The following is a 19,780-nucleotide window of genomic DNA, read 5'->3' as shown; positions in this document are numbered from 1 at the left end:
ATTAAGTTTAATTAATTAGATGATTAATACGGTAGCTTATCTCATTATAGATAACCATCCTTTTTTAACCGTTCCTTCTCCTAATTCTATCACATAGAAATAAGTACCTGTTGGCAGCATATCTCCTCTATTGATAACTCCGGATACATTAGCGGTTCCGTCCCAATCATTTTCATAATGTTGTTTACTATATACCAATGAACCGTATCTGTTATATACTTTCAACTCATTGTTTGGATAAGTTTCGATACAGTCAATTCTGAACAAATCATTAGCTCCGTCATTGTTTGGCGTAAATTCATTGTAAACGGTCAGACAAATAGGATCTACAAATGCAATTGCTACGTTGTTTGCTGCATCAACATCTAATGGTGTTGACATTTCGACAGTGGCAGTATTCATATATTTTCCAGAACCCGGATTAGGTTCTACGAAATCATATGCACTTAATACCTCAGCAGTAACCGAAAGCATTGTACTTTGCCCCACATCGATAGTCGGAATGCTCCAGACTTTTGTATTGGAATCAAATGAACCTGAGGTTGTACTTGCTCTCATAAACTTTAATCCTTTTGATAATACATCAGTCGCTACAACATTTACAAACTTACCTTGTCCTACATTGTTTATTTTAATGGTAAAAGTTACTTCTTCACCATAGTTTGGTGTAGGATTGTCAACCGTATTACTAACTGTAATATCAGAACAGGTGGCCACAACCACGTTTAATGATTTGGTTGTTCTTTCGTTACAGGTATTAATATATTCGACTTCTATTTTTCCAGGTCCAATATCTGACCAGGAAATGGTTACCTCGCCGTCATTAATTCCTCCGCCGGAAGTAATTGTTCCGTTAGAAACTGACCACACATAATTTGATTTTCCATTGGCAATTGAATATTTAACGCCCTGGAATACACATGGTGTATCATCTGTCGAAACAATAGGAACTAAAGCATCATTCTCAAATGCGACAGTCACTCCTAATCTCGGAACTGCTCCACAGCCATTAGTAATGTTACCTTGTGCCGCAGCATAATAAGTTCCTGCAACAAGAGGAGTATTGGCTGCCAACGGAGTTCCTCCTGATGAAGCTGTATACCAAACCACATTTGCCTCATTAACTACGATATCCTGAACTGTTGGTGCTGCAGATAAACAAAATACTTGTGTCGTTCTTGGAGTAGTAACACTAAGCGGTGTGTTTACAGTTACTGCAACAGCTAATCTAACCGGATTTTCACAACCGGAACTACTTGCGATAACGCCATAATAAGTACCTGTAGTTAAAGCCGTGGCCGCAGGAATAGCAGTTCCTCCAGTTGGAGTACTGTACCAGCTTACACCGGATTCATTTACCTGAATGTTAGATACTTTTGGTGCATTTGTAGCACAGAAGTTTTGAGTTGCCGAATTAGTTGTAGGCGTCGCCATTGGGGTTACAATGGTAATGACAACCTGCAAACGATTAGCACTTTTACATCCTGTTACCGGATCTGTAATCTCTCCGTAATAGGTACCGGAAGTTAAAGCGGTTGTCAATGGAATTGCTGTTCCGCCTGTTGCGCTGCTAAACCATGCTACATTGCTCTCGTTAACCTGGATACTTGCGAAGGTAGGAGCACTTGTAGAACAGAAATTCTGAGCAGCAGCAGTTGTAGTTGGATCTTTCGAAATTCCGACAGTTACAGTAACTTTCAGTCTAACGCTGCTTTCACAACCTGACACCGGATCTTTTATAGCTGCATAGTAATCCCCATTTACGAGTGGTGTAGTTCCCGCAACGACAGTTCCGCCAGTTGCAGCTGTATACCACACAATGTTACTTCCGTTTACCTGAATATTAGCAACCGTTGGGTTGTTTCCTGAACAGAATACCTGAGTGGCAGCCGTTGTTGTTGGTGTCCCTGGATCGATCACATTAACGTTTACTGTCAATCTCACAGCACTTTCACATCCTGATACAGGATCTTTTATTACGGCATAATAAGTACCGCTGGTTAAAGCTGTAGTGGAAGGAATAACTGTTCCTCCGGTCAACGCAGTATACCAAACTATATTGGCCTGATTAAATTGAACACTCGCAAACGTTGGTGCATTTACCGTACAGAAGGTTTGTGTTCCTGCTGTTACCAGTGTTGGTGTACCCGGATCAACAACATTAATAGTTACTGCTAATCTTACGGCACTTTCACAGTTTGTTACTGGGTCTTTTATTACTGCATAATACGTACCGCTGGTTAAAGCTGTAGTGGAAGGAATAACTGTTCCTCCTGTTATTGCAGTATACCAAACTATATTGGCCTGATTAAACTGAACACTCGCAAAGGTTGGTGTATTTACCGTACAGAAGTTTTGCGTTCCTGCTGTTACCAGAGTTGGTGTACCCGGATCAGTAACGCTGATCGTTACGGCTAATCTTTCAGCACTTTCACATCCTGAAACAGGATCTTTGATCACTGCATAATAAGTACCACTGGTTAAAGCCGTAGTCGAAGCAATAACGGTTCCTCCGGTTAATGCTGTATACCAGACAATATTAGCCTGATTAAACTGAACACTGGCAAACGTTGGTGCATTAACCAAACAGAAGTTTTGTGTTCCCGCTGTTACTAAAGTTGGTGTACCAGGATCAGTAACATTGATCACTACAGCTAATCTCACTGCACTTTCACATCCTGACACAGGATCTTTTATCACTGCATAATAAGTACCGCTGGTTAAAGCTGTAGTGGAAAGAATAACTGTTCCTCCGGTTAATGCTGTATACCAGACAATGTTTGCCTGATTAAACTGAACACTTGCAAAAGTTGGCGTATTGGCCAAACAGAAGTTTTGTGTTCCCGCTGTTACTAAAGTTGGTGTTCCCGGATTAGCAACATTGATAGTTACCGCTAATCTTACGGCGCTTTCACAGTTTGTAACCGGGTCTTTTATTACTGCATAATAAGTACCGCTGGTTAAAGCTGTAGTGGAAAGAATAACTGTTCCTCCAGTCGGCGCTGTATACCAAACAATATTCGCTTCATTAAACTGAACACTGGCAAACGTTGGCGCATCTGCCAAACAGAAGTTTTGCGTTCCAGCTGTTACTAATGTCGGCGTACCAGGATCTGTAACGTTAATCACTACAGCTAATCTTACTGCACTTTCACAATTGGTTACCGGATCTTTAATCACTGCATAGTAAGTACCACTAATTAAAGGGGCCGTTGAAGGAATAGCTGTTCCCCCAGTTAGTGTTGCATACCAGACAATATTAGCCTGATTAAACTGAACGCTGGCAAAAGTCGGTGCATTTGCCAAACAGAAGTTTTGTGTTCCCGCTGTTACTAAAGTTGGAGTACCAGGATCAGTAACACTAATTACCACAGCTAATCTAACTGCACTCTCGCAATTGGTTACCGGATCTTTGATTACGGCATAATAAGTACCGCTGGTTAAAGCTGTAGCAGAAGGAATAACGGTTCCTCCAGTCAAAGCTGTGTACCAAACAATATTCGCTTCATTAAACTGAACACTGGCAAAAGTTGGTGCATTTGCCAAACAGAAGTTTTGTGTTCCCGCTGTCACCAAAGTTGGCGTACCAGGATCAGTAACACTGATTACCACGGCCAATCTTACTGCACTCTCACAGTTCGTGATTGGATCTTTGATTACAGCATAATAAGTACCACTGGTTAAAGCTGTAGTAGAAGGAATAACGGTTCCTCCGGTAAGCGCTGTGTACCAAACGATATTAGCCTGATTAAACTGAACACTGGCAAAAGTTGGAGCATTTACCAAACAGAAGTTTTGCGTTCCTGCTGTCACCAAAGTTGGCGTACCAGGATCAGTAACACTGATTACTACGGCCAATCTAACTGCGCTCTCACAATTGGTTACCGGATCCTTGATTACGGCATAATAAGTACCGCTGGTTAAAGCTGTAGCAGAAGGAATAACTGTTCCTCCCGTCAAAGCGGTGTACCAAACAATATTGGCTTCATTAAACTGAACACTGGCAAAAGTCGGTGCATTTGCCAAACAGAAGTTTTGTGTTCCCGCTGTTACTAAAGTTGGGGTACCAGGATCAGTGACGCTGATCACTACAGTCAATCTTACTGCACTCTCACAGTTCGTGATTGGATCTTTGATTACAGCATAATAGGTACCGCTGGTTAAAGCTGTAGTAGAAGGAATAACTGTTCCTCCTGTCAAAGCGGTGTACCAAATGATATTGGCTTCATTAAACTGAACACTGGCAAAAGTCGGTGCATTTGCCAAACAGAAGTTTTGTGTTCCCGCTGTTACTAAAGTTGGAGTACCAGGATCAGTAACACTGATTACCACAGCCAATCTTACTGTACTCTCACAGTTCGTAATTGGATCTTTAATTACAGCATAATAAGTACCACTGGTTAAAGCTGTAGTAGAAGGAATAACTGTTCCTCCGGTCAAAGCCGTATACCAAACGATGTTAGCCTGATTAAACTGAACACTGGCAAAAGTTGGTGCATTTACCAAACAGAAGTTTTGTGTTCCTGCTGTAACTAATGTTGGAGTACCAGGATCAGTTACATTTATGGTAACTGCCAGTCTTACATTACTCTCACAAAGAGTTGTTGGATCTTTGATGGCAGCATAATAAACTCCGGTAGTCAAAGCTGTAGTCGATGGAATTAAAGTTCCTCCGGTCAGCGCCGTGTACCAAATAATATTGGCAGCAACAGCCGGACTTACATCAATCGATGCAAAAGTTGGTGCATTTACCAAACAGAAATTCTGTGTAGTTTCACCAATCACAGGAGTCCCAGGATCGGTTACATTGATGGTAATCGCTAATCTAACAGCACTTTCACAAAGAGTTATTGGATCTTTGATTGCAGCATAATAAACTCCGGTAGTCAAAGCCGTTGTGGATGGAATTAAAGTTCCTCCGGTCAGCGCCGTGTACCAAACAATATTGGCAGCAACGGCCGGACTTACATTGATTGATGCGAAAGTTGGCGCATTTACCAAACAGAAGTTCTGTATAGTTTCTGTAATTACAGGAGTTCCCGGATCGGTTACGCTGATCACTACAGCTAATCTAACAGCACTCTCACAATTGGTGATTGGATCTTTGATTACGGCATAATAGGTCCCGCTGGTTAAGGCTGTTGTAGAAGGAATTACTGTTCCTCCGGTCAACGCCGTGTACCAAACGATATTGGCTTCATTAAACTGAACACTCGCAAAAGTTGGTGCATTGACCAAACAGAAGTTTTGTGTACCTGCGGTTACCAAAGTAGGTGTACCAGGATCGGTAACACTGATCACTACAGCTAATCTAACAGCACTTTCACAATTCGTTACCGGATCTTTGATTACGGCATAATAAGTACCGCTGGTTAAAGCTGTTGTTGAAGGAATAACTGTTCCTCCGGTCAACGCCGTATACCAAACGATATTGGCTTCATTAAACTGAACACTAGCAAAAGTTGGTGCATTGACCAAACAGAAGTTTTGTGTTCCCGCTGTTACTAAAGTTGGGGTGCCCGGATCAGTAACACTGATTACCACAGCCAATCTTACTGCGCTCTCACAGTTCGTGATTGGATCTTTGATTACAGCATAATAAGTACCGCTGGTTAAAGCTGTTGTAGAAGGAATAACTGTTCCTCCGGTCAACGCTGTGTACCAAACAATATTCGCTTCATTAAACTGAACACTGGCGAAAGTCGGTGCATTAACCAAACAGAAGTTTTGCGTTCCTGCTGTAACTAATGTTGGAGTACCAGGATCAGTAACATTTATGGTAACCGCCAATCTCACATTGCTCTCACAAAGAGTCGTTGGATCTTTGATGGCAGCATAATAAACTCCGGTAGTTAAAGCTGTAGTCGATGGAATTAAAGTTCCTCCGGTCAGCGCCGTGTACCAAACAATATTGGCAGCAACAGCCGGACTTACATCAATCGATGCAAAAGTTGGTGCATTTACCAAACAGAAGTTCTGAGTCGTTTCTGTAATCACAGGAGTTCCCGGATCAGTTACGTTGATGGTAATCGCTAATCTAACATTGCTCTCACAAAGAGTTGTTGGATCTTTGATCGCAGCATAATAAACTCCGGTAGCTAACGCTGTAGTCGATGGAATTAAAGTTCCCCCGGTCAACGCAGTGTACCAAACAATATTAGCCGCAACCGCTGGGCTTACATTGATCGATGCAAAAGTTGGTGCATTGACCAAACAGAAGTTCTGAGTCGTTTCTGTAATCACAGGAGTTCCCGGATCAGTTACGTTTATTGTAATCGCCAATCTTACATTACTTTCACAAAGAGTCGTAGGATCTTTGATCGCAGCATAATAAACTCCGGTAGTTAAAGCTGTAGTAGATGGAATTAAAGTTCCTCCGGTCAATGCCGTGTACCAAACAATATTAGCAGCAACAGCAGGGCTTACATCGATCGATGCAAAAGTTGGTGCGTTTACCAAACAGAAATCCTGAGTCGTTTTGGTAATAACTGGTGTACCCGGATCGTTTATGATTACGGTTACAACTGATCGAACTGAGCTTTCACAACCACTCAGGTCTCTTATTGCCCCATAATAGGTTCCGTTTGCCAAAGCAGTTGTCGGATTTAATGCTACTCCTCCTGTGGCCGCACTGTACCAAACCACATTAGTCTGATCGGCCTGAAGATTAGCAACTGTAGGATTACTTATCAAACAGAAATTCTGAGTATAAGTTGTAGATGTTGGTGTACCCGGATCATTAATAAGTACGGTCACCAATCTTAATTCTCCATTTTTATTCTGACAGGTAAAATCACTTGAAACTGCAACATAATAAATCATCGGACTCATTGCAGGAGTTAAACCTGTAGCGGTTAAAACTCCGCTTCCACTAATTGCATAGGTTACTCCACCAATTGTTCCGCTAAAAATAGGCTGCGTTTTGTTCGCATCTAAATACCAGGAGAAAACAGGATTTGACAAAGTACTTGACGGTGTTAATACCGCAGGTGTATCATGACAAATGGAAGCATTGTTTATTGAAATATCGGTTACCAGTGAACTTGGTAAAATAGTAAAAGTCACTTGTTTTCTGTCTGCCGGAAAAGTTTCACAATATTCGTCTGAACTTACTCCAACATAATAGGTATAAGTTCCCGGAACTAAACCGGTAACGACTAATTTAGAAGTTACCTGACCAGGAATTGGCTGACTTGTTGTACCATCAAAACTGTACCAGTGGTATACCGGATTGGTAAGTACCGGTGTGGCACTTAGAACAGCATCTAGTGTTACTGTACCGCTTTCAGAACAAATAATAGTGTTATTTCCTCCATTTATCGTCACATTTGTAATAGTAGCTGCAGGAACAGTGGCTTTTACAGTTACTGTAACTTCACCTCTTTCCAGAGCCGGACAGCCGTAACGAATCGGCTGAATATAATATTTGTACGTTCCGGCAGCTAATGTCGCAGGAAGCGTATAAGTCTGACCGCTGGCCAGCAGATTTCCTCCTGTAGGCGAATCGTACCAGGCATAATCAGCACAAGGTTTCGGAGGGACGACGAGCGTGAGATCGGCTCCCGGACAGACTGTTATTTTATTATCAGGATCAGCCCCTGTAACTTGTGTATTGGTTACACGATCTACTGAATGAACTCTCAGCTGATCTAAAACAGTAGCAACACCTCCATAAGTTATTACTACTTTATCATAAGGCTGCGTTTGAGGCGCCACAATAGTCATTGCCATTGTATCTCCCGAAAGCAATCTTAAGCTTAACAAACTGCTTGTATTCGCAATTGGTCCGCCAACCGGAATATTTCCAGAATAAAGCTGAATGGTAAATCCGGTAAGTAAATTTAGATTTAAAACTATTCCCGGTTTAGAAATTACAATTCTTAAACTGTCACCCACCATCGATGGTGTTCTAAAAGTTGCTGTCAGCTCTGAAGCTGCCAATACTCCTACAGCGTTAAACATTGTTGCATAAGTAGAAATATCTTTATCAGCTATATTCCAAGGATTTGAAACTCCAACCGTAGAAGTTAAAGCTCCCACTCCCAAATCTTTTACACCGGAAAAAACATCTTCGATATCCCCCTGACCACAGGTGATCTGAGCCACTTCTCTTTTGTAATAAGTATCATAGACATTGATGTTTTGTGCTACACTTAAAACAGATCCCAACTGCACACGGATACCGTCGTAATCCTGAAGTCCGGAAGCATTTGAAGGAACAAAAGTATATTCGAATGAATTTTGCCCAGGTAACAGGTTCAATAAAGATCCTGTAACCGATTGTAATGTTCCAATATCGATCGGGTTATTAGATCCGTCACGTTTAGTACCTACAACTGAGATACTTTGCGCTACAGCAAGCAAGCTGTTTTCTAAACCTAATTTTACCGTTACCGGTGTTCCTTTGGCAATTGTAGTTGGCCATTGCAGATTTTGCCAGGTCGTTCCAATACCCAAAAGTCCTAAACCAGTTGTAATCGTTGAATAGGTGCTTGGATCATTATCAGCAGCAAGAGGTCCGTTAGTTACCCCTCCGGTAATAATTGTTCCCGAAGATTCCGTATTAGCATAAACTCTTTCCTGTAAAGTATCACAGGCAGCAGGATCAATCACACTAATGGTGATGGTCTGACTCACTGTACACGTACCATTACTGGCTACTACAGTAAAAGCAAAAACACCCACCGTATTAAGAACACCTGTATTATTTGAAGGTAATACATTACCCTGTTGATCGTACCAGGTGATAGTTCCGTTTGAAGTCGCTGTTAAGGCAACTGAAGAACCTTTGGTAACCGCTATTGAATTTGTTAGTACTGTTAAAGTTGGCAACGGATTAACTGTTACTGCTACAGGCTGTTTAACTGATGGACAATTTCCTCCATTAAGCTGAGCCTGAATAAAGTAATTACCATTTGCAGTAATATTTGACGCGGCCTGCTCTGTAATAGGGTTATTTCCAGCATCAAAGAACGTATAAGTAGTGTTTCCTGATGTATCAAAATTTGTAATCGCATCTTTTAAACTTACTTTAGCACAACCTGACAAAGTTGGAGTTACGGTTAAAGCTGTAACTGTCGGGAAATTGACAACTACTTCTTTCAAAGTTCCCGCAGCATTCTCGCAGATGCCTCCGTTAAACACAGAAACATAATATGTTAAGGGAGTATTTAACGCTGTAAGTCCGCTGATAGTAAGGGCACCTGTTCCTAAATCTTTAGAATAAGTAACCCCGGCTATCGTTCCGGTTGCTTCCTGTGTTTTAGTTGCGTCTAAATAATACTTGAATGTTGCTCCTGCTAAAGGAGAAGAAGGAGTCAAAACAATACCTCCGGCACAAGAAGCTGTTACAGGACTTGTTATATTGATATCGCTGGCTGTTGGCAAAGGTAAAACGGTTACCGTAACAGCCTGACGAACTGTATTAATACAAGTTCCGCCACGTGTAGCTTCTAAATAGAATGTGGTAGTGGTACTTAATGCAGCTGTTGGATTCACGGCTACTATATTTCCTCCGGTTGGCGCATCGTACCACACAAATGTATCTCCTCCGGTTGCAGATGCTGTTAAAGAAGCTGTTTGCCCGGCACAAATTGGTGTTGCGTTCCCTGTTATTACTGCATTGGCAAATCTATAAGAAGCTTCGTAAATCTCCAGACTTGATAAAACAGTAGCTAATCCATTTAATCGAACACGTACACTGGTAAAAGTACCCGCTGCAACAAAACTTGCTTTGAAACGATTTCCCGATAAGATCTGAACATTCAGAAGATTATTGATTGTGCTAAAATCTCCGTTAGGTACCCCTGAGTTAAAACTTTGCAGGCTAACATTAGAAAGTGCGCTTATATCAAGAAGTCCAACAGGAATTCCCAATTCCACATCTATAATATCGCCTGTCTGTCCCGTTGTTGGAAAAGTTAAATCTTGCTGAATATGATCTGTTACTAAACCAATAGGTATTGAAAGAGTAGCTGCTGTAGCATTATTACCGTCTACAGAGTCTCCATCTGCACTGGAACTACAGGTTAAACAGTTTGTGGTTCCTCCTTTAGTAGTTATTTGTGAATTAGCTAATAAACAATTATTTACACCACTAATTACGGTAACAACGATTGGAACTCTTGTAGTATTAATACAATCTGTAGCTAAATCGGTTGCCTCAACATAAAATGTTTTACTGGAAGTTAAAGCCGGACTAGGTGTAAAACTGTTTACATTATAAGCTAAAAGTGTCCCACCGGTTGGCGCATCGTGCCAGCCAACAGCAATTCCAGGCACGCTTTGAACCTGTAACGTTACGTTTTGACCGGACTGAATAATTACATTTGAAACTACCGGAACAGGAGCCGAAGGTATTGGATTGACATTGACTGTAACCGGTGTACGGGTTGCACTTATACAACTTGCAATTGAGGCTTCGACATAATAAGTAGTCGTAGCGGTTAGATTTGGCGTATTGAAAACAGTACCTGTAAATACCAAATTCCCACCAGAACTTGCATCATACCATTTGTAAACAGTTCCTGCAACTGGTGACTGAATCGTTACTGTGGTAGAAGTTCCGTTACATAAATTTGAAGGACTGGCAACGACCGTAGATGGAGCCAGAGGATTATCAACCGTAACTGTAACCGGATTTCTTTCACTATTTACACAGCTTCCGCGGGTTACTTCTACATAATAGGTAGTATTTGCCGTTAAAGCAGGAGTAGTATAAGCCGCTGTACTGGCTAATAAAGTTCCTCCTGTTAGAGCGTCATACCATTTAATACTTTCACCCACAACAATATTTGCTGTTAAAGTGGTGGTTTGTCCTCCACAAATTGCAGTATTTCCTGTAAACGATGGTAATTTATAGCGATGAGTCGCCTGATAAATACTCAAAGTCGTTAAGGCAGATACCAGTCCGCCCAATCTAACTTCTACACGATCAAAATTAGCTCCCGCTTTAATAGTCGCTCTAAACTTATTTCCTGACAATAACTGTAAAGTAACCAGAGCGTTATTGATAAAAATTCGATCATTGTTATAAGTAGCACCATTATAAGTAGCAAGGCTCACTGCCCCTAACAAACTAAGATCAGTAATTCCTCCCGGTAATTCCAGGTCAACATCTATAAAATCGCCTGTTTGTCCCGGATTATTAAATTGTAATGTTTGTTGAATCCATCCATTAGCTAAACCAACCGGTAATGTTATAGAAGATGCGGTAGCACTATTTCCGTCAACAGAATTGTTTTGGTTACTTGAAGAACAAAGTAAACAAAGACCATTTTGAGTAGTTTGCTGGCTGTTAGCTTCCAGACATCCTCCCAAAGGATTAACTAAAACCGTTACTGTAACAGGAGCCCTCGTAGCACTAACGCAGCCTCCTGCAGTATTACGAGATTCCACATAATAGGTTTTACTTGCCACTAATATCGGAGTGGTAAATGTATTTGAATCCCCTAATAATTTTGTTCCGCCAGTAGGTACGTCATACCAATCCAGAGTTACTCCCGGTTCAGATGTCGAAGCACTTAGTGTAGCATTCTGGCCGGATAATATAGATACGCTTTGGGTTAAAACAGTAGCGACCCCGGGAACCGGAGTTGAAGTAACAGTAACCTGAGTTCGTGTTGGTGTTACACAGGAACCAATCGATGCCCCCACATAAAAATTAGTTACACCCGTCGGAACAGTTGGTGTATAGGTACTGCCCGTACTCAATGCTACACCGCCTGTAGGTGTACTGTACCAGGAATAAGTCGTTCCCAGTACGGGATTAATAACCGACAAAGTAGTTGCCTGTGTTGCTCCCGAAGAACAAATTGAAGTTCCAGTTGTACTAATCGTTGGTAATGCAGGGTCCAGAACATTAATTGTTACCGGAAATCTTTCGTCACTTTCACAACCTGCACTTCTTGTTATACCTATATAATAAGTAGTACTTGTGGTTAATGCCGGTGTTGTAAAAGTATTCACGCTTGAAAGTGCTGTGGTAGATGTTGGCGAACTGTACCAGGCCAATGTAGTTCCAGCGGCAGGAGTTGCAGTAAGTGCAATAGACTGACCTACACAAACAGACTGAGTAGCTCCTCCTGTAATGGTAGGTTTTGCAAATTCTAATCGCACATCGTATATACGTATATTAGTCAGGACACTAAGTAATCCGCCAATCTCAACTTTAACCTGATCAGAATCGGCCGTTAGGGTATACTTTATTGTACCCGTAGTTGCTCCACTGATAGCGTTCACATTTAGCAACGGACTGTTTAAGGCCAATGCCGTACTGCTTGTACTATTGACTGAATTGCTAGGCTGAATTGTAGCGTTAGACAATAATCCAACATCCAACAAGTCGGCATTTGATCCGTAAATAATTACAATCTGGTCACCGGCTTTTGCCATCTGACTAAATTTAACCGTTTCCTGCACAGAACAAAGGACGCCCAGTGCATTGGTCAATGAAGCGTATGTGCTTACATTCGCATCATACGCAAAAGTTGGATTAAGAACTTCTGTAGTCCCCAGACATACTCCTGCTCTACTGTTTGTTTGGGAGATGGGTCTACAAAAAGTCTGGGCAAAATTTTCATTGCAAAAGAGCAGCAAAAAAATTAATCCCAATAATCTCCTCTTCATAAGAAGATCATAAAAAGTAAATTTTTTTTTCATAATTTGGAAGATTAGAAAATGGACAATAAAATACCTTTTGCGATAAGCACGTATGCTTAGGCAATTTCAAAAACACTAATAATCAACTTGTTGAAATAAAATTTAGATTCCCAGAATACTAAGAATGTAAACAACATTTCAGTAAAAAAAATCATGCTGTACGCTCTAAACAGAAGTACATTAAAGAGCCGCTCCTATTCTCTCGAATAAAAGACATACCAAAAAAAAGTGCGGAAATGCCGATCGAAATCAGACTTCCAAAAAGGGTGATTTGTTATTAACCAATTTTCATGAAAGAAAATATACGTTTTGGAGAACTGGGAAATTCTACCTCCTATATAGTCTGATTCAATATTCATAAAAAGTTGATTATTCTTTTTATAAACTTTGTTTCTTTTAGAACAGAACTCTAAAAATTGAATCAATTCATTTTAAAAAACGCAATGCCTATTTAAAAAATTTAAACACAACAATACGTTTCATCAACAAACCCCCTATTGGGATTTGAAAATAAAAAAATAGTAAAACTGGAAAATTTACGAAACAAGTCTGAAGTGGAACAAAAATTAAATTTGATGATAAATTCATTTTTTTTCAAACTCTTACAAGATAAAGCTAAAATAATACGAAAACCTAATGCAAACTTGATAAAGAAAGTAGTGATCAATTCCATACGCAAACTAATTAAGTTATTATAAAAAACCTCAACTCTAGATAATCATACAAAAAACACTATTTGACGTATTACGTAATAACTTAAATAGTTGTTTTTGGAAAAAAAACAAAAAAGTTTTGTTTAACTTTTTCTTATACTAAAATTAGGAAAAAGGAGAACACTAAACAAGTATAATTTTCCGGTTTTTTCAATTTGGAGAAAAAACGAAAATAGAAAAAACAGGTAAATCATCGGAAAAACCTGCCCTTATAGCGGTAAAATGGGATGCAATAAAGGAATGAAAATATTTTATCTTTTTTCAAAACCTACAAAAAAACAAAGTAAAAGACTACAAAATAAAAAGGTAATCGATTGAAATTGAGCAAAAAAGACATAAAACCGAGAAGAATTTGTTATTTAATGCAATAAAACTACATTCTTTAAATTATTCAGAAAAAATGCGTAGAAATACGGGTAAAAAAAAACATTAAAACTTCAACAAAAGTTAAAAAATTAAAAATTAGCAAACATCTAAACGTTAAACACTTACTAATTTTTAATCTTAAAAAATGCTATGATTCAATAATTGTGTTGATCTGTGTAAACAATTGACCGTCGCTTAAAAATGCTCCTTGCTGAATTAATTGAAAAATAGAAGCGTTTCTTTCTTCTGTGAACACTTTTTTTCCAACCTTCATCTCTATGTTTTCGGTAAACATATTATCAGAAAGCCATTGCAATCCTTCCTTACTCAAAAAATCAGTTTCGGCAACCAATGATTTCAATACGATCGACTGAACATGAGTTTCAAAACACTGGAATAAAAAAATATGATTTTTAGAAAAGTGCTCTAAGAATTCTGCTCTAGACAAAACACCTTCCCAGATTAAATCTGAAAAAACATCCAGTTCCTGCTCCGCAACTTCCGGTTTATTTATTTTAAGGGCATCCCACTCTGCTTTATCGATAGCCTGCGTCGCCAAAAAGCTTGCAAATTCTCCATGCAATTCATCAAATTGCTCTTTTGTTAATCTTGCGTATTTCATTTTTTTTTCTTGTGTTAAACGCTCCAAAAAGAGCTCGTGTAAAATTTCGGAACTCTCTGTTATTTAATAAAAAAAAGCCCCCGCAAATGCGAGGGCAAATTTATAACTTTTTTTGCTTTACTAAAAAATGTATCGTATCCCAAATTGTGCCTGCCATCTGGACACTAAACTGGCATCATAACTAAACGTTTTGGTCTGAGTACCATTAAAAGTATACGTTGGTGTATTTCCGGCAACTGTAACCCCGATAGGCTGAACACTTGTAGGCACCTGAACAACTCCCCAATCTGAATTTAGTAAATTCCCGAAATTCAAAACATCGATACTAAACTGAATCGTATTCTTTTTATCTGAAGTAGAAGAAATTTTAAAATTATAATCCTGAAGAATTTTCAAATCACATCTGCCTCTCCACGGAGATATTGCTCCATAACGTTCAGCATATTGCCCTCTCCTGTCTCTCATATATTTATCCTGAGAAATAAACTTATCAAAAGCAGCACCTTCTCCTGGTGCACTAAAATTCATCAAAGCAATTTCGGCCGATGTAGGAATGTAAATCAAGTCGTTAACACTGGAACCGTCTCCGTTAATATCTCCGCCATACGTGTAATTAAAACGCCCTCCTTGTGCATATTCAAGAACAGTCGACACTGTTGTCGCCCATTTATCTTTTCCATATTTCCATTTCTTGGAAGCTACTGCTATAAAACGATGATTGTCTCCATACTTCGAATTCGAAAGCACATCATTATTTACATTTCCTAAAGCCGGATTAAAAGCGAATGCATCTCCCGTAATTTCAGCCTCAATAGAGTTAACGTCTTTAGATTTTAAATAATTATAAGCTACGCTGGCATACAATCCATTTTCGAAGTTTTTCTGCACTTTTAAAGTCGCATTAAACGCACTTCCCTTATTCGAGTTCGTCATTACATAAGCATTGTTTGTACCTTTATCTGCTGCAACATAAATAGGTCGGTTATCCACACCTGCCAATGTTCCGGTTGGAGATTTCAATCCCCAGTTCTGAACGTGTACCGCATTAATATCCTTATTATAAGACAAATCTGCTGTTACGATATAATTATTTTCAAATCGATGATCAAACCCTAAACTGGTTCTCCAGACTTGCGGCCATTTGTAATCCGGATCCATAATCTGAAAAAAGCCATCATCAGCACCGCTTACCTGATTTCCCAACCATACAAAAGGAATTCTTCCGGTAAAAATTCCCGACCCACCGCGAAGCTGTGAAGTAGCGTTACCTTTAACATCCCAGTTAAAACCAATTCTCGGCGACCATAAAATTCGGTCACTTGGCAAATTGGTCGAAATCAATTTAACAGCCTGACCTGTTTGCGGATCATAATAATCGGTATCGTTATTTCTTTTGGCTCCGCCATTATTAGTATCTATATATTTCTGAATCAAATCGGCAGTGTTAAAATACAAAGGCTTATCAATTCTTAATCCCAAAGACAATTTAAAATTATCATCGATACTAATATCATCCTGAGCGTAGAAGGCCAGCTGTCCTACATTCAATTCCGCCAATTTCCAGCCTCCATCGCTTCCCACTTTAAAATTATTTTTAGCTGCAAAAACATCCTGGGCATATTTCAAATTCTGAGCAATAATACTTGTAGCAAAAGGTTTAGCCGCATCATTTAAAAAATCCTGTGTTGTGAAATAGGGCGTAAAGAAGGTTCCGGCATATCCGTTCGGATTTCCAAAATTATCATATCCGGCCAAGTTAAAAGAGTTTGCGAATTTAAACTTCTCAAAAGAAGCTCCAAAAGTAAATGCATGTTTACCCACATTATAGTTCAGATTATTAGTGATCTGAATTACTTTCTGATCTAAAGTATTATTGATCGAAAAAGGCTCATGCCCTGCAATGATGTAATTAGCACCTGCTCCGTCCTGAATATTAATCACAGGAGCCGGAACTGAGAATGGCACCCTGTAATCGTTAAAATGCGAATAACCTGCCTGCAGCTTATTAGAAACCGATTCACTAAATTTTGAATTTAATTCTACCAGAAAAGAACTCAGGTTATTATTAATCTGATACCCGGAATTTCTAAACTGTAAAATAGAAGCATTCGGCCCTCTGAAACCAAGTGCGGTCGGATGCGCCGGTTTGTCTTTTGAAGCATCCAGAAAATTATAGATAACCGCCAGTTTATGATTATCATTGATATTCCAGTCTATCTTAATAATCCCTTTGTTTGAATTCGATTCGTGCTTAAACCCCTGATAAGGTCCCGTCTCGTAACCTAAATTGGCCAAAGCCTTTGAAACTGCGATTAAATCCGATTCTAAAACTCTCGATTCATTAATTCCCGTTACACCATCATTATTATTGGCCACAAAATTGGATCCTAAATCACTTCGTTTGTCAATTTCAAAATTTCCAAAGATGAACAGTTTATCTTTGATAATAGGAGCACCCAAACTAAAACCGGCCTGAGTTTGTTCTAAAGTAGGTACAAATATTTTTTCTCCTTTGATTTTATTTCCCGTCAAATCCTGATTTCTGTAAAAACCATAAGCCGTACCATGAAACTCATTAGTTCCCGATTTGGTTACCGCATTAACAGAAGCTCCTGTGAAACCCGACAAAGTAACATCATAAGGAGCCGTCGCCACCTGAATCTGCTCAATAGCATCAAGCGAAATAGGCTGTGATCCCGTCTGACCTCCGGGCGTTGCAGCATCCAGACCAAACGGATTATTAAATACCGCACCATTTAAGGAGTAATTATTGTATTGATCGTTTCTTCCTCCAAAAGAACCTCCGCTTGCAGTTGGTTCCAAACGGGTAAAATCTTCCGCCGATCTTGAAATTGTTGGCAAAGCCGTTAACTCTCTTTTTCCAATCGTAGTTTCGGCACCCGTTTTACCACTTTTAAAAACTTTATCCTTAGATACGATTTTCACCTCTTCGAGTGTCTGACTTTCGTCTTCCAAAACCACATCAAGATTAAAAGGTTTTCCTAAATCGAGATTCACATCGGCATATTCATGATTTCGAAAACCTACAAAAGTCACAACAATTTTGTACGGACCTCCAATTCTCATATTCAAAATATTAAACCTGCCGTCTTCATTAGACACAGCTGAATATTTACTTCCTGTAGGAGTATGGATCGCTAAGATAGTAGCGCCGGGCAAGAGTTCGTTGGCAGAGCTCTTAATAATCCCCTTAATACTCGACGTCGTGGTTTGCCCGATAGCAGTGGTTATGGCAAACACACCTAGTAATAATGCAAAGATTTTTTTCATTTTCCTGGTTTTGAGAGTGTTATTCCTTTCAAAATTAGGCAAAAAAAAACCACTCAAAAGAGTGGTTTTTATATTTTATTAACAAGAAGTTAACAAAATGTTATTTTTCAGCGATAATCTCGTAGGCTAATTCTACAATAACGTCTCTGTGTAAACGAACGCTAGCTGTATATTTTCCAGTACGTTTTACGATACCACTAGTGATGAATTTTCTATCAATAGCGTTACCTGATTTCTCTAAAGCTTCAGCAATGTCGATGTTTGTGATAGAACCAAAAAGTTTCTCTCCACCAGCTTTTGCAGTAAGTTTAATTTCAAGAGCTTTTAAAGTTTCAGCTAATGCTTTAGCATCAGCAACCACTTTAGCTTCTTTATGTGCTCTTTGTTTTAGATTTTCAGCTAAAACTTTTTTAGCAGAAGGAGTTGCTAAAGTAGCAAAACCCTGAGGAATTAAAAAGTTACGACCGTAACCAGGTTTTACAGATACTACATCATCTTTAAATCCTAAGTTTTGTACGTCTTGTTTTAAAATAAGTTCCATGTTGTTGTCCTTAAATTTTAGAAGTTAGGTTCTGCATAACAGAAACCAGCGACTAGAGTTTTTAATTATTTTAATAAATCGGCCACGTATGGCATTAAAGCTAAGTGACGAGCTCTTTTTACAGCTACAGACACTTTTCTTTGGTATTTTAATGAAGTTCCTGTTAAACGACGAGGAAGAATTTTTCCTTGCTCATTAACGAATTTCAATAAGAAATCAGCATCTTTATAATCGATGTATTTGATTCCTGATTTTTTGAAACGACAGTACTTTTTAGTTTTGTTAGTTTCAATGTTTAAAGGCGTTAAATATCTGATATCTCCGTCTTTTTTTCCTTTTGCAGATTGCTCAATTGTAGACATAATAATTACGCTTTAGTAGATTTTAATTTAGCTCTTCTTCTTTCCGCCCATGAAATAGCATGTTTGTCTAAACTTACAGTTAAGAAACGCATAACTCTTTCGTCACGTCTGAATTCAGTTTCAAAAGCTACAAGAACTTCTCCAGCTACTTTGAATTCGAATAAGTGATAAAAACCACTTTTTTTGTTTTGGATTTCGTAAGCCATTTTTTTAAGACCCCAATCCTCTTTCGATACCATTTCAGCTCCTCTACTAGTAAGAAATTCTTCAAATTTCGTTACTGTTTCCTTCACCTGAACCTCAGATAAAACGGGATTTAAAATGAAAACAGTTTCATAATGATTCATAAACAATATATTTATTTGTTAAAATTGGGTGCAAAAGTAACCATAAAATTTAAATATACAACACTTTTTTACTTTTATTCGTTGTACAGCAAAAAATACACGCCAATTTTAGTTTTTTTCTTAAAAAAAGAATACATTTACTATTGCTATCCTGAATTTATTCTAAATTTTTATGTTATGAAGCTAAACTGTGTTGTTGTAGATGATAGTTCTATACAAAGAACTATTATTGCAAAATTAGTTAATAATCACCCAGGTTTGCATTTAATCGGGGATTTTTCAAATGCAATAGAGGCAAAAAGCTGTATCTCTCTAAATAATATTGACTTAATTTTTCTTGATATAGAAATGCCCGTTATTAATGGGTTTGATTTTCTTGACGGACTAAAATCTAAGCCACAAATTATATTTATTACTTCTAAAGCAGAATATGCTTTAAAAGCTTTCGACTATGACGCTACTGATTACCTTCAGAAACCTATTGCGGTAGATCGTTTTAATGCTTCTGTAAAAAGAGCTATTGACATGCATTTACTAAAAAAGGACATCAAAGAAGAAGAAGGCGAACATATATTTATCAAAAGTAATCTGAAAAAACTTAAAATATTCACCGCAAAAATCAAATGGATTGAAGCTTTTGGGGATTATGTAAGAGTGGTTACCGAAGACGACAGTAATCTGGTGCTTTCAACCATGAAATCTTTTGAAAACGATCTGTCGAAAGACAAATTCATTCGCGTGCATAAGTCCTATATCATTAACATTGATAAAGTAGAACGCTTTAACAGTAAATTTGCTGAGATTGGCATAACCAAAATTCCTCTTAGCCGAAACAAAAAAGAAGATCTGGTAAAAGCGCTCTCAACTTCTTCGTAATT

Annotated in this window: 7 protein-coding genes; 1 reads left to right on the top strand and 6 read right to left on the bottom strand. The window is 38.8% G+C overall.

The features are described from left to right. Positions 1-36: 36 nt before the first annotated feature. From ACAM30_RS16845 to rpsF, 6 genes are all read right to left on the bottom strand, one after another. On the bottom strand, positions 37-12,660 hold the full coding sequence (locus ACAM30_RS16845) for a gliding motility-associated C-terminal domain-containing protein (RefSeq protein WP_369615737.1): 12,624 nt from the start codon (positions 12,658-12,660) through the stop codon (positions 37-39). Positions 12,661-13,887: 1,227 nt separating this feature from the next. Next, positions 13,888-14,361: a DUF6495 family protein gene (locus tag ACAM30_RS16840; RefSeq protein ID WP_369615736.1), complete on the bottom strand. Its 474-nt coding sequence runs from the start codon at positions 14,359-14,361 to the stop codon at positions 13,888-13,890. Positions 14,362-14,481: 120 nt separating this feature from the next. Then, a complete protein-coding gene (locus ACAM30_RS16835) occupies positions 14,482-17,652 on the bottom strand; it encodes a carboxypeptidase regulatory-like domain-containing protein (RefSeq protein ID WP_369615735.1) in 3,171 nt (1,056 codons plus the stop codon). A gap of 100 nt (positions 17,653-17,752) precedes the next feature. Continuing rightward, positions 17,753-18,193, bottom strand: a complete 441-nt coding sequence (rplI, locus tag ACAM30_RS16830) for a 50S ribosomal protein L9 (protein WP_369615734.1) — start codon at positions 18,191-18,193, stop codon at positions 17,753-17,755. Positions 18,194-18,258: 65 nt separating this feature from the next. Then, positions 18,259-18,555 carry a 30S ribosomal protein S18 gene (rpsR, locus tag ACAM30_RS16825; protein WP_002987043.1) on the bottom strand — a complete coding sequence of 99 codons (297 nt, stop codon included), beginning with the start codon at positions 18,553-18,555 and terminating at the stop codon, positions 18,259-18,261. A gap of 5 nt (positions 18,556-18,560) precedes the next feature. After that, positions 18,561-18,902: a 30S ribosomal protein S6 gene (gene rpsF, locus ACAM30_RS16820; RefSeq protein WP_026729424.1), complete on the bottom strand. Its 342-nt coding sequence runs from the start codon at positions 18,900-18,902 to the stop codon at positions 18,561-18,563. Positions 18,903-19,079: 177 nt separating this feature from the next. Between rpsF and ACAM30_RS16815 the strand changes: the two genes are divergently transcribed. Next, positions 19,080-19,778 carry a LytTR family DNA-binding domain-containing protein gene (locus tag ACAM30_RS16815; RefSeq protein ID WP_026110001.1) on the top strand — a complete coding sequence of 233 codons (699 nt, stop codon included), beginning with the start codon at positions 19,080-19,082 and terminating at the stop codon, positions 19,776-19,778. Positions 19,779-19,780 lie beyond the last annotated feature (2 nt).

The organism is Flavobacterium sp. CFS9 (assembly GCF_041154745.1).
Taxonomy (GTDB): domain Bacteria; phylum Bacteroidota; class Bacteroidia; order Flavobacteriales; family Flavobacteriaceae; genus Flavobacterium.
Note: the sequence above shows the minus strand (reverse complement) of the source record. Positions and strands in the feature narration are given on the sequence as shown.

Coding starts and splice junctions, on each gene's coding strand:
- ACAM30_RS16815 (WP_026110001.1), top strand. CDS start 19,080: ATGAAGCTAAACTGTGTTGTTGTAGATGATAGTTCTATACAAAGAACT.
- rplI (WP_369615734.1), bottom strand. CDS start 18,193: ATGGAACTTATTTTAAAACAAGACGTACAAAACTTAGGATTTAAAGAT.
- rpsR (WP_002987043.1), bottom strand. CDS start 18,555: ATGTCTACAATTGAGCAATCTGCAAAAGGAAAAAAAGACGGAGATATC.
- rpsF (WP_026729424.1), bottom strand. CDS start 18,902: ATGAATCATTATGAAACTGTTTTCATTTTAAATCCCGTTTTATCTGAG.
- ACAM30_RS16840 (WP_369615736.1), bottom strand. CDS start 14,361: ATGAAATACGCAAGATTAACAAAAGAGCAATTTGATGAATTGCATGGA.
- ACAM30_RS16845 (WP_369615737.1), bottom strand. CDS start 12,660: ATGAAAAAAAAATTTACTTTTTATGATCTTCTTATGAAGAGGAGATTA.
- ACAM30_RS16835 (WP_369615735.1), bottom strand. CDS start 17,652: ATGAAAAAAATCTTTGCATTATTACTAGGTGTGTTTGCCATAACCACT.